The sequence below is a fragment of the Rhizobium sp. CFBP 8762 genome (assembly GCF_014841565.1).
Taxonomy (GTDB): domain Bacteria; phylum Pseudomonadota; class Alphaproteobacteria; order Rhizobiales; family Rhizobiaceae; genus CFBP-8762.
Genome location: NZ_JACYUD010000002.1, coordinates 614450 through 627202, shown reverse-complemented (window position 1 = coordinate 627202; position 12753 = coordinate 614450). Strand labels below are relative to the sequence as shown.

Annotated in this window: 10 protein-coding genes; 5 read left to right on the top strand and 5 right to left on the bottom strand. The window is 57.1% G+C overall.

Translation table 11 applies throughout. The annotated features are described in order from the left end of the window. Positions 1-28 precede the first annotated feature (28 nt). From IFT84_RS08030 to IFT84_RS08015, 4 genes are all read left to right on the top strand, one after another. Entirely contained in the window at positions 29-1489 is a 1461-nt protein-coding gene (locus IFT84_RS08030; protein WP_244651133.1) for a glycosyltransferase family 4 protein, read from the top strand. Continuing rightward, the gene (locus tag IFT84_RS08025; protein WP_192118131.1) at positions 1486-2589 is read left to right on the top strand and encodes a polysaccharide pyruvyl transferase family protein; all 1104 of its coding nucleotides are present in this window, start codon (positions 1486-1488) and stop codon (positions 2587-2589) included. Before IFT84_RS08030 ends, IFT84_RS08025 begins: the two co-directional genes overlap by 4 nt. Before the next feature lie 3 nt (positions 2590-2592). After that, positions 2593-4710: a polysaccharide pyruvyl transferase family protein gene (locus IFT84_RS08020; RefSeq protein WP_192118130.1), complete on the top strand. Its 2118-nt coding sequence runs from the start codon at positions 2593-2595 to the stop codon at positions 4708-4710. 90 nt (positions 4711-4800) lie between these two features. Next, positions 4801-6300 carry a glycosyltransferase family 61 protein gene (locus IFT84_RS08015; RefSeq protein ID WP_192118129.1) on the top strand — a complete coding sequence of 500 codons (1500 nt, stop codon included), beginning with the start codon at positions 4801-4803 and terminating at the stop codon, positions 6298-6300. Positions 6301-6447: 147 nt separating this feature from the next. Here IFT84_RS08015 and IFT84_RS08010 read toward each other — a convergent pair whose 3' ends face one another. The 5 genes from IFT84_RS08010 to IFT84_RS07990 form a co-directional block, all read right to left on the bottom strand. Continuing rightward, positions 6448-7716, bottom strand: coding sequence for a hypothetical protein (locus IFT84_RS08010; RefSeq protein ID WP_192118128.1), 1269 nt, complete (start codon positions 7714-7716; stop codon positions 6448-6450). Positions 7717-7809: 93 nt separating this feature from the next. After that, positions 7810-8568 carry an ATP-binding cassette domain-containing protein gene (locus IFT84_RS08005; RefSeq protein ID WP_192118127.1) on the bottom strand — a complete coding sequence of 253 codons (759 nt, stop codon included), beginning with the start codon at positions 8566-8568 and terminating at the stop codon, positions 7810-7812. Between the two features lie 74 nt (positions 8569-8642). Then, positions 8643-9464, bottom strand: a complete 822-nt coding sequence (locus IFT84_RS08000) for an ABC transporter permease (protein ID WP_192118126.1) — start codon at positions 9462-9464, stop codon at positions 8643-8645. A gap of 1 nt (position 9465) precedes the next feature. Beyond that, positions 9466-10671, bottom strand: coding sequence for a hypothetical protein (locus tag IFT84_RS07995; RefSeq protein WP_192118125.1), 1206 nt, complete (start codon positions 10669-10671; stop codon positions 9466-9468). 5 nt (positions 10672-10676) lie between these two features. After that, on the bottom strand, positions 10677-12047 hold the full coding sequence (locus tag IFT84_RS07990; RefSeq protein ID WP_192118124.1) for a glycosyltransferase family 4 protein: 1371 nt from the start codon (positions 12045-12047) through the stop codon (positions 10677-10679). Positions 12048-12324: 277 nt separating this feature from the next. Here IFT84_RS07990 and IFT84_RS07985 point away from each other — a divergent pair, with 277 nt between their 5' ends. Beyond that, positions 12325-12672: a hypothetical protein gene (locus IFT84_RS07985; protein WP_192118123.1), complete on the top strand. Its 348-nt coding sequence runs from the start codon at positions 12325-12327 to the stop codon at positions 12670-12672. Positions 12673-12753 lie beyond the last annotated feature (81 nt).

The window sequence follows — 12753 nt, the reverse complement described above, 5'->3', positions numbered from 1 at the left end:
CCCCGGTTGATAGCAGATAAGGTGCTTCATGGCTCCAACCGTTATGATCGACGGGTTCAACCTGAACCTTGACAAAGGCACCGGCATTGCGACCTACGCCCGCAATCTGAGCTACGAAATCCACAATCTCGGCCTGCGTTCGGAGGTGCTGTACGGCACCCGGGCGGCACCCGGCATGCACCCGCTGTTGAAGGAAATTGCTTTCTTCGATGCGCATGTGGGCAAAACCCCGCGCTGGCTGGAAATCTGGCGCGCCATTCAAAGCAGCCTGACCAGCCCCATGGGGGTCAAGGCATCCCGCGTGCCGATCACCGGCGCGGTTATTGCCACCACGTACCGTTCGCGTCTGCCCTATTACGACCAGATCTGGAATGCACCGAACCTGTACAACAAGGCGGACGATATGTTCCGGACCTACAGCCGGTTCATCAAAGTCAATGGCGTCAAGACGCCCGATATCATGCACTGGACCTATCCGCTGCCGGTGCGCATGCCCGGTGCGGCCAATATCTATACGCTGCACGATCTGGTGCCGCTGCGCCTGCCGTTTACCACGCTGGATGTGAAGCGCCGCTATTTCAAGCTGATGCAGCGCATCGTGCGCAAGGCCGACCATATTGTCACCGTGTCGGAAACCTCGCGCAACGACATCATCAACCTTCTGGGCTGCCCGGAGCGCAAGGTGTCCAACACCTACCAGTCAGTGGAAATTCCGGCAGTCTATGCCAACAAAACGCCGGAAGTGGTCAAGCGCGAAGTGGAGGGTGCCTTTGGCTTGCCCTACAAGAACTACTTCCTGTTCTACGGCTCCATCGAGCCGAAGAAGAACATTGGCCGTATCATCGAGGCCTATCTCGCCAGCAAGGTGGAGGGGCCGCTGGTGATCGTGGGCGCGCAGGCCTGGCGTTCGGAGGAGGAACTGCGGCTGGTGAACGAAACCACCAACCGCTATCTGGAGCAGATCGGCAATGTCACCCTGCTGCGTGACCGTATTCGCCAGTTCGATTACGCGCCATTTCCGCTTCTGGTCAGCCTGATCAAGGGGGCGAAAGCGCTGGTGTTCCCATCGCTTTATGAGGGGTTTGGTCTGCCGGTGCTGGAAGGCATGTTGCTCGGCACCCCGGTCATCACCTCCACCGAGGGTGCGACGCTTGAGGTGGCGGGCGATGCAGCCTTCATGGTCAACCCCTATGACGCACGCGCGCTTGCCGATGCCTTCGTGGAAATTGACCGCAATGAAGGGCTGCGTGATCGTTTGTCGACCGCTGGCGTGAAGCAGGCGGCGCTGTTTTCGCCTGAAAAATACCGCGAGCGGTTGGCCGATGTGTATGCGCGGTATACGCCGAAAAACACGTTCAGCCCGCGCCCGCAGCCGATTGAGCCCAATGAGCGCGGCAACGATGCAGGCCCGAGCGATACCAATGCGGGCGATACGGTGTCCGGCGGTGCCGACTCCGGCGACGCAAGCTCAAGTGAAACCGCCGCATGAAGGAACTGACGCGCATCGCAGCCGATGAGGGCGCCATTCCGCTGTCATTCGTTGCGGCCACGGCCGAGCAGACCTACATCAACCTTGGCGATGCCCTCTCACCGGTGATGGTATCGCTGATGAGCGGTCTGCCATGCACCCATATGGCCCATGATTCTCCCCGGCCGCGCTTGGCAGCAGTCGGCACCATCGCGCAAAATCTGGATAAGGGCGGCGACGTCTGGGTATGGGGCACCGGCTCCTCGCGCTACGCCAATCCATTGGCACCGGCGGGTGTGGAAAAAGAACTGTTCAAGCCGGGGCCGCGCTCCAGATTTCGGGTGCTGGCCACGCGCGGACCCGTTACCCGCGCCATTCTGGGTGAGGCAAACGCAACCGGACCGGCGGTGTATGGCGATCCGGTCTGGCTGCTGCCGCAGTTCTACCGGCCACCGGTCAAAAAGCGCTGGAAGCTTGGCGTCATCATCCATCTGGCTGATCTGGCCGACCGTTCAACCACTGCCAATCCCAAGCCGGAACTGGTCCGCTACGCCCTTTCGCCTGAAGAGGCGCAGGATATCGTGCTGATCAACACAGTCACCGAGCCGAGCGTGGAGGCGATGCAGGCGCGACTGGATCTGATTCTGTCTTGCGAGCGCATCGTATCCACCAGTCTGCACGGCATGGTGTTTGCCGAGAGCTATGGCATTCCCTGCCTGTATTTTGCCGTTCGTGGCAAAACGCCGGGGCTGTCGACCGTGCAGTTCGGCGATGACCGGGCGATAGACCTGCGGTTTGCCGATCTTTACAGTGGCCTCGGCCATACCTCCATTCCGGTTTATGTGCAGGACCGGCGCACACGCACCGATTGGCAGGATGTCATGCGTGCCGTCGACCGCGCGTGGCAGCCAACCGCATTTGATAGCGGCCCGCTGATCGAGCGTTTTCCATTGCCTTACAAGCCGGTAGAGGCAAAAGCCGGGGCTTCCATTTTCGACGATCCGTTGATCCGCGCTGTCCCCATACGCGGCGGACAGACGACGACACCGCGCCGCCAGAAGGCGGCATCCTTGTTCAATGCACTCCCAAGACTGTTTAGCGGTAGAAGCAAGAAGGACTGACACATGCGCCAAGACTTTGCCGAAAGGCTGAACGATACCGCCGCCATCCCGCTCGCCTGGGCCGGATCGACCATGGATATGGACTATCTCAACTTCGGCGATGCGCTGAGCCCCGTGATGGTGGCGCTGATGAGCGGACGCGACATTACGCGCGTGCCGACGAAATCGAAGTCGCTGCGCATGGGCTGTGTGGGCACCATCGGCCATGGTTTTGAAGGCGGGGACGTCTACTTCTGGGGCACGGGCTGCTCCAACTGGAAAAATCCTTCGGCACCCGCTGGCGAAAAGGTAAAATTCACCGTGCCGGAAGGCTCCAACTTTGTCGTGACGGCTACACGCGGCCCGGTTTCGGAAGCGCTGCTGGCCGGCCCGGACGGCGACAAGCCGCATGTCTATGGCGACCCCGTCTGGTTGCTGCCGCGCTTCTACCGCCCGGACATCAAGAAGAAATGGAAGGTCGGTGCAATTTTGCATCTGTCGGAACTGGCAGACCGGGGTGTGGAAGCCAAACCGCGTGACACGATCAAGCGTTTTGATATCCCCGATGATCTGAAGGACGATGTGCATCTGATCAGCACCGTTACGCCCATCAGCATGGCCGCGATGCGCGACAAGATGGACGAGATTCTGGCCTGCGAACGCATTGTGTCCACCAGTCTACACGGCATGGTGATTGCGGAAAGCTATGGCATTCCTTGCCTGTATTTCTCGCCCGGCGGCCCTGGTCCCGGCTTGCAGACGCTGGCGCTTGACCCGGAAGGCGATCTGGATCTGCGAATTGTCGATCTTTATCGCGGTCTTGGCCAGGAAACGGTGCAAGCCTATGTGCAGCCACGCAACAAGCCGACCGACTGGCGCAAGGTGATGGCTGCTATCGATCAGGCGTGGAAGCCGGTGACGCTGGACGAGGACCGTTTGATTGCGGCCTTCCCGCTTGCTTACAATCCGGTTGTGCCGGAGGAAGGCAAAACCATATGGGAGCATCCGGCGCTGACCGGGCTAAAGCTGCAACATGATGTCAGCGAACTGCGGCGTGCCGATAAACTGGCCACCTCCGGTGGAGCGGCTCAAAAAAAAACTTCTGACGCAAGGGGGAGTTCAGGGGGGGATCAAGTCGGCGCTCAACAAGTTGATGGGTCGCTGACCCCCGACTGGCCACAGATACCGCTGTCCTGGGCGGCGAGCACCACAAATGTGCCCTATGCCAATCTGGGCGATGCGCTGAGTGCGGTGGTGGTTGCAGCCATTTCCGGGCGTCCGGTGGTGCATGCCGGGTTTGATCAGCCAATCGAGCGCATGGTCGGGGTGGGAACCATCGGCCATGCGCAGAAAAACGGCATTCTCCACTATTGGGGAACGGGGCTGGATGCCACACGCAATGCGTTTGATCCGTCATTGAAGGCCTTCGCCAAAGCACCCGATACCGATTACCGTATTCATGCGACGCGTGGCCCGCGCACCGCACAGGTGCTGGAGCAGGCGGGCATTGACGGTGTGCAGCATGTTTATGGTGATCCGGTCTGGCTGTTGCCCCGCATCTGGCCAGCCAAGGGTGTCAAAACTCACCGCCTCGGCGTGATTGTGCATTTGACGGAGCTGGATGGCTATACGCCGGAGGCCCGCACGAAAGCCGAACTGATCCGCTACGGTATTCCACCCGAGCTTCACGACCAGATCCGCATTATCAACACTGTGACAGAGCGCACCACCGCCGCTCTTGAGGAGCGGGTTCAGGAGATCGTCGCCTGCGACATGATCCTGTCCACCAGTTTGCATGGCCTTGTGATTGCCGAAACCTACGGTATTCCCTGCGCTTGGTTTGCGACCTATGGAGAGGGCGAGGGCATGCACCTCGATCTTGAGGATGAGACGGCACGAATCGACCATCGTATCCGGGATTTCTATCTGGGTGCCGGTGCCAAAACGGTGCTGACCTATGGGCTGGTGCGCGACCGGGAAACGCCGTGGGAAGACGCAATCCGCTTCGTGGCGGAGAACTGGACGCCGCTCTCCTACACCGCCGATGCGCTGCTCACCGCCTTTCCGGTGCCAGTGGCTGCGGTGAATGCGGATGGGTTGTGGGAGGTTACCCCTGAGGCTGAATCTACGCTGAATTACTGATGTGCTTAGTCATTTGGGCGTCTGACAGAGACGCACAAATGACGTTTTTCACACGCTACACTGCGTTGTAACAAACGCTCGCGGGTGCCCATGTTTATAGATGCTATCAGATCAAAATTTCGGCATGCACTGAACCGTTTCTGGCCCCGACATTCGGTCGTGCTGCCGGAAACGGTGGGCGAACGGCCCAAACGCAAGCCTCGCTATATGAGAGTGCGGTCACGAGACCTGCCGCAACTCCTGAGTCTGGCGTTGGAAAAAGGCGACACGGAAACCATTCAGGGCATTACAGAACGCTGTGCCAGAACCAAAGTGCCCCATGCCGTGGCTGTCGGGGTCGCATCAAAACTGGTCAGTTGGGCTAAAACTGATGAGGCGTGGCAGATCATCGCCGATATGAACCATGCTGAAGACCCGGTACGGTTTTCTGCGCTTTGTCAGCGGATTATGAAGGGAACGCAGGATAAGGAGATAGAAGCCAAGGCCGCGCGTATCCTCAACGAGGTTCTACATGTGCATACGGGCAGTTCGCTCCAGTATTCCGAGCAGGATAAACCCGAACCCGGCGAGCGCTCTCGGTATCAGTTCGTTTCTGAACCCACCGACGAGCAGAGTGCGGCGGGTACACTGGACATTCTTCATTTCGAAGGATTGGCACCGGAACACAGAACGATCAATGTTGAGTTGTGGAAAAAAATGGAAGGGCGGGTGGCCAATAAACGGCGTCCAACTGTGACTGTTTACCGAGATGTGTTCGTCAACTCGCTTGGGCAGATGTGGCGCGAAAACGGAGATATTCTCCGCAATGCCCATCGTCCACTCGAAGACATGACGACCACGCCGCCCTACGCGCAGGTCGACACGGCGATCCTTTCCACCAATGCGACCAGAGGTTTCTATCACTGGTTTGCCGAGCATCTGCCAGCATTGAGTTGGCACCTGTATGCACCGGACCTGAAGGCGACCGTTTTGTTTGGCGAGCATTCCCGTTCCTTTCAAGAGGAAACGCTGGATTTGCTGAGCCCCTTCCGTCCGCAAAGTCTCAAGATTCCGGGCGCTGTCCGGTGTGCCGAATGTTATGTGCCACACATCAGCATAGATCGGCTGGCGCAATGGTCGTACTTTGCCCGGACTTACGACCTGATCCGAGAGAACTCACCGCGCATTGCACACCACATCCGCCCCTTCGACGCCATTTACATATCGCGTCGCGATTCTGACAGGCGCGTTATGGCGAATGAGGTGGAGCTTGAAACGAGGCTACAGGCGCTTGGTGTACAAATCTGCCTGTTTTCCGAGATGTCTCTTGCGGAGCAGGTCCAGCAGGTCCAGTTTGCAAAAATGGTTATTGCACCCCATGGGGCCGGGCTTACCCATCTGATTGCTGCCAAGCCGGGCTTGCAGGTGGTGGAACTGATGCCGTCTCAGATCGGGTCACATAATCTAAGGTTCAACTTTGCGCGTTTGTCGCAAGCTCGCGGCCATCATCACACGATGTGGCTGGAAGCCGTGGATCCGGTGTCGCAAGGATGGACCGTTGATATCGATAGGTTGATGCAACTTTTGGAAACGAAACTGAGCGAACTGTAAGGTAGAGAGTACTGCAACGGAAATGCCTTCTCGGCACACGTTGCTCTCCACGGATGAAAGTGGAGAAATTTCCCGTGAAGGTGGGCCCCTGTTAACCAATCACAGGGGTAAGGCTGTCGAATACTACGCAAAACGGGCCGGTAAACCCTAAATCCGGTGGTCCCTGACAGAAGCAAAGATCATGCGCAGGATCAGCCAGCTAACAGCCGTCAGCGCGATGATTTCCAGCATACGGCGGTGCCGGTCCGGCAACACCGGCTGGTCGGGCTGCGAGGGGCTCACGACATTGACGATATAAAGTTTCTGGTGCTCCGCCTGAAGCTGCGCATTCTGCAACATGCTGATGGAGGCGGAATATTTCTGCTGCATCAACTGTTGATCCACAGACAACAGCTTGTATTTGTTGATGAGCGGCGCCACCGCATCCGTCTGGCCAGTCAGGCGGGCCTGCTCGGCTGCGATCTGGGACTGAAGCGCCTTCAACAGATTGTTGGTTTCCGTCGCGCGCGGACCGGTCTTGGTCGAATCGTCGCCGAGCGCGTTGCGCTGGGCCTGCTTGGTAGCCGTTTCACCGCGCAACTGCGTGATAACGCTGTTTAGCGACGCCACGTCCATGGACGGATCGATGGTGCTGTTCTGCTGCTGGAATGCGGTGATGGCATCATTGGCTTGACGCATTTGCGCTGCCGACATTGCTACCTGCTCTTCCGCCAGCTTGATGAGATCGGAGCGCGCGCGCTCGTTAAACTCGTTGACCAGTTTCTCACTGGCTTTCGCCAGCAACTGCGACATCTGGAAAGCCGTATCCGCGTCATAGGCTCTCGTGTCCAGATTGATCTGGCCTTCCACGTCGTTGTACGACACGGTTACGTGCTTGGTGTAATACTGGTAGCGCTGCTCGGAGGTTGCGTTTTCCGGCAGGCGACCCAGCCAGTCAATCGACGGTACGGAAAAGCGGCTGGACAGGTTCAGGCCCTTTTCCAACTCCTCAAAAGCAGACCGCGACCGGATGTAGTTGACCACCGCATAGGACTCGTCAATGGCCCGCTCTGCCGTGGTTGAACCACCCGCAAAGGTCATCGGAGCCGATTGCTGTGCCATGGAAGAGGTCGGGTTGCGGATCGCATAGATCGACTGCACCACATAGGCGTCGGACGCGAACCCATAAAAATAGATGGCACCCGCAATAATGGGCAGCGGAATAACGATCAGGTTGAACAGGCGGGAACGCTGGTTCCAGATCTTGGATGGCGACTCCAGACGGGGAGGTTCCGGTATGATCCGCTCTTCCGGTCGCACCGTTTCGCGCTCGTTCTCGCGGGTGCGCACAAATGCCTTTGGCGGCTCCCGGTCGTCGGTAAAGCCCTTTGGCTTATCGATGGTTTTGGGAGACATTATCTTATCATAGATATTCATGCCCAAATCTTTCCGGTGAGAGCCCTAGGTGCCATGATAAACCCATAGCATTTAATGGGAAATATAACAATGTTGGCCGCAACGGGCGGCAGATTACGAATCGTCATCGTCGTTCTGGTCCTGATCGGGCTGACGATCCTGCGCTTTGAATGCGCGGATCGCATCGCCCCGGTTGGCGTGGGTTATCAGGCGGCCGTCCGACAGGGTCATGCAGTCCTCAAACAATTCGCGAACGAGCGCTATGTTCCGGGTAATGCCAATGACGCCCCGCGTACCTTTCATGGAAGCAAGGCGGTCCATGGCTTTCTTGCGAAAAGCATTGCTGCCCAGAAACATGGTGTCGTCCGTGACAAGAATATCAAAGGGTGCGGCAAGCGACAGCGCAGTGGTTGCGCGGTTGCCGATTTCATTGGGCAAATCTCGGATGGGACGATCAAAATCCTGCGCACCAATGCTGGCAAAAGTCCGGACATCCTCGATCAGATCCTCGATGGGAAAGCCGTAGACACCGGCCAGAAAGCGGATATTGGCCCGCAGGCTGGTGGTGTTGTTGAGGATGCGGCGCGCACCGGTCGGCCAGGATACCGTCGCACCATGGCTGATTTCACCCTGATCGGGACGGGTATTGCCGTTCAGAAGATTGGCAAGCGTGGTTTTGCCCGAACCTTTTTGTCCAAGAACCGCGATGAATTTGCCGCGTGAAAAGGTTGCATTGACATTGGACAGAACCAGACGCGCCTTCTTGCCATGGCCAATAAATTTGGACACGTTACGAAACTCGACGCCCGGCAGGTGCGCGGGCGGTTCCACGAGGCGCAGCGGCACAGGTCTGGTGTGGTCCCTTGGGTTCACGTCGTACGTCCCGCTTCAAGGTTTGTTTTGTGCATGTCTTTGTTCCAAAACCGGTGTCCACTTGTGGACATGCTTTAGATCGTATCAAAATCGGCGTCGTCGCCGCGGTGCGTCGACATCAGCGCATAGGGCCTGCACAGGCGCTCCACCACCAGACCCAGCGCCAGCGACAAGATAATCCATTTGAACACGTAGAACGGATCCGCCATGGCGGAAATATAGGTGCCGAAATACGCTTCACGCACAAACTCAACCATATGAAACAGCGGGTTTTTTTCCACAATATAGCGGAAGGAATAAGGCACTTCCGGCCAAATGAACATAATGCCGCTGGTGTACATCAGCACGCGGGTGAACCCGCCGAAAATCGTGCGGACCACCGGCAGGAACAGAAACACACTGCCAAGAACCAGACCCGTGCCATAGCCCCAGAGGCTGCAAGCGCAGAAAATCATGATCAGCGTCCAAGGCGCATAGGGCGCAGGACCGATTCCCAGAAAATAGAACAAGTAGAAGACCGACATCGCGACGCCGATGTACAGCAGCGTATTGACAATGCATCGTGCCGTCAAAACGTCCAACTGGGTCACACGCGGCAACACCATGTAGCGGTTTTTGGCGATGTTGAAGTTCGAGGCCTGCATGATATTGGACCGCAGCATCCAGAAAGCGAAAATGCCCGATGTCATGAACGGTATGGCGGGCATGGAATAATGGGTGGGAGCGCCCGCGAGATAGCGCAATGCAGCAAAGCCTGCCACGTGAATGAGGATACCCGCCAGTTCTTCGATCACGCCGATGGAACGGCGGGCAAATCGCAGGTTGCTTTCAAAATAGATCAGCGAGCGCAGTGATCTGAACTGGTTTTCCAAGGCGTGAGAGAAGGTATCTGTCATATCAACCTGACCAGAACTCCCAGAATTTCGGATTGATCACCGAAAAATCCGGATAGGGATCGCCATTCTTGTTCTGTGGTTGTACCACATTGGTAATGTCCTGACACCCTGCCATGTACCAGCGATGGGTTTGCCCGGTTCGCCGATCGGTCAATGTCTGGCTGTAAGTGCCGTTTTCTTCGATGGGCCCAAGTGTGATGCCGGGTGTCGGCTCGCTGACCATGGCAAAAGGCTTGCCGCATTCGCCGGAGGAAAAGGTGGCTTTCGCCAGCTCGACGGCAGTTTCACCGGATTTCTTGTTGGTGTAATCGTCGCGTTTCCAGTTCTCCCAGCGGGACTGACCGAATTCGCGCGTCCAATAGGTGCGTTCCATCTGTTTGCCGCCTGCTGGCGTGGTGCCGGTGGCATCAGACTGGCTGTAGGGATGAGAAATCAGCGTTTCAAGCGTCGCGCCGGAGCGATAGGTATACTGCCCGCGTGTCCACACGGCCAGATAGCGCGCCCGATACTCGGCAGGGCAGGCCGAATCGAGCGCCGGCAGACCATGAATGGCGCTGGCTTTGCTGAACGCTTCGAAACCGGTTTTGCCGGAGGCTGCCGTTGCGCGGTCGAACAGAACCCAGTTGCGGAAATAGCGGCGCGATGTCGTTCGGCTGGTATCGCCTGCGGCTTCGCACTGTGGCGTAATGCCGCCGCCGACCTTGCCGCCATCTTTCCCCCGCGACCAGGCACCCATGATGAAGGCAAATTGATCATCAAACCAGCGCACCGAATAATAGGCCGGAACGGGTGCGTTTTTAGGGCGACAGTTCTGGTAATCGACTCGCACGGTCTTCACCACGCGCACGACGCCGTTACGGGTCACGGGCAGATTATCGTTGACCGTCACGTGGCCCGGACATTTGATGGCGTCCTGCCCGAACGAAGTCAGATGGTACGGAACGGCATCGCTTTCGCGAATATCGCGCTGGCGTTTACAGTCTGGCGAGATCGGAGAGAGACCGGGGATGGCTTGGTCGCTGCCATCGACACAGACATTCATAACCATGAAATCGAAGAGGTCAGCGTCTTCGTTAGCGTGCGCGGGCGGTGCGACAAAAGCGCACAGCAACGTCGCTGCCAGCCCTGCCGCGCCGTAAAAAAGACGATTAAACCCGGTCGGCTTGGCCTGCTGGGTTGGCATTTCGGCGCTATTGGAGGGCATCATGGTGTTCAGCCAGCCCGCGCATGCGGCATCGCCAAGTCTTCGTAGCGGGCACGCGGCGCTGGTCTCTGCACGCGGGGCGGCAGGCCTTCAAAGCAATCGGTGACAAAGGAATCCCACGTTTTCTGCGGGAACTGACCAGCTCTCTGGCTGCTGCGCTCCCGGCTTTCCGGGTTCCAGGCAAGATCGAGAATGGCATTTTTCCAGCCGATGCCATCGGTGGGGTCCAGAAGCAGGGCGTGGTCTTTGAGAATTTCCCGGTGGACCGGAATATCGGATGCGATCACCGGAACACCACGGCACACGGCCTCCACCGGAGGCAGGCTGAACCCTTCGACCCAGGAGGGAGCCAGAAGTGCGGCCGCGCCTTCAATCAAATTGGCAAGCTGCACGTCTTTCAGGCCTTCAACCTCGGCAATATAGGGTGCGAGCTCGGCGGTTCTGTCCAGCACGTCGAAAATTGTTTCACATTCCCAACCGCGTTTGCCGACAAGCAGCAGGCGGGGCGTCGCCTTCGGCCCGACATCACTGAAAATCTGCCGCCAGACGCTGATGAGATGGGCAATATTTTTCCGACCCTCAATGGTGCCGAGGCAGACGAAATAGGGTGTCGCGGTTTTGATCGGGTGGACCGTGCGGCCCTCATACTGGTCGATTGTGGTACCAAGCCCGGAAACCGTGATGCTGATGCCCGCTTCCGGCGGAAGATAGGCGGCCAGCCGGTCTTTCGTATACTGGGAATTCACGACGATATGGCTGGCATAGGTCGCAATGGTGTCCATGCGCTTGAGGTGCGTCAGGCGGGAATTCTGTCCACAAAACTCGGGATAATCGAGCGGAATGGTATCATGCACGAAGAAAACACTGCGGATCTTGTGCGTTTCCAGCCAACCGAACAGGCCCTTCAATTCCACCTGATCATGACCGGTGTGGACATAGATGGTTTCAACCTTGCGAGCATGAACCATCAGCCGCACAAACCGGTTGCGACCGTTGATCAGCAGTTTGCCGATGAGAAAATAGGGATGGCTGAAGGTGCGTCGTTGCGCGCCGCCGCACTTGAAACGCGCAGCGCCAACTTCCAGCGGAGCGCGGCGTGTGGGGCGTTTCAGAAAGCTGACAAGCTCATGGTATTCCATGTCGTTGGAGCCGGCCTTGCCCCAGCTATCCTCAACTTCGCGGATGACCTTGGCGATTTCGCTGACCGTCAGCGCGGCGTGCATGTTCGCAGCCGAAATGATGAAAAACGCTTCGATCTCACCCTTTTTGGCGCGATCAATCGTCCATTTGATGAATGCCAGCTCCACACGGTCGATACCCGTGGGCGTGCGATTGAAACGTCTGGCGAGCGTCCGGGTCACATCAAGGAGTATCCGCATCAAGCCATTATCCTATATGTCATAAGTATAATATTCTTTCTGCTTCCTCCGCTGTTTAAGTTAGACTGATTCATCAGAATGTAAATACACATCCGAATGTATTAAATATTCATCATTGCAAACGTAGAGGCATGTTAAATAAGACTAACGTATTTGCCTAAATTAAAAAAATTCATATGAGAAATTTTGACAAAATGAATATTATAATTGCGTATAGCCAATAATACTTGCCGGTGGTAGGCATCTAATCTTGGCAATTATTTTACAAGGATCTGATATGGAAATTGTAGCCAGGCTTGCCAAGCCCGTTATCATGGGCCTGATCATGTACTTCTCTGTCCTGAAAATCGGCGGTACGCCGGTTCAGGCCGGTATGCTTGCTCTTATTCCGCTGCTTCTGGGGTGGATCAACATTCTAACATCGCTCGCATACACCGTGACTGCCGCAACCTTGATTGCCGCCGTCGTTCTCTCGTTCGTGCCGCCAGAGGGCAAAACGCAACTGGTCGCAGTCGTCAACGAAATCGTCAACAATGGACGGTCCGCAGTAAGGATGGATGCTCCCACTCCAACCACACCACAAAACCCGGCAGTACAGCCTGCGCCCGCGCCGGTTGCACCATAGGGCATACCATCCCCGCTTCGCGACGGCAGGAGTTGCTCCCAACGGCTCATAAAGTTGCAACCACTGATTTAGAATATTATT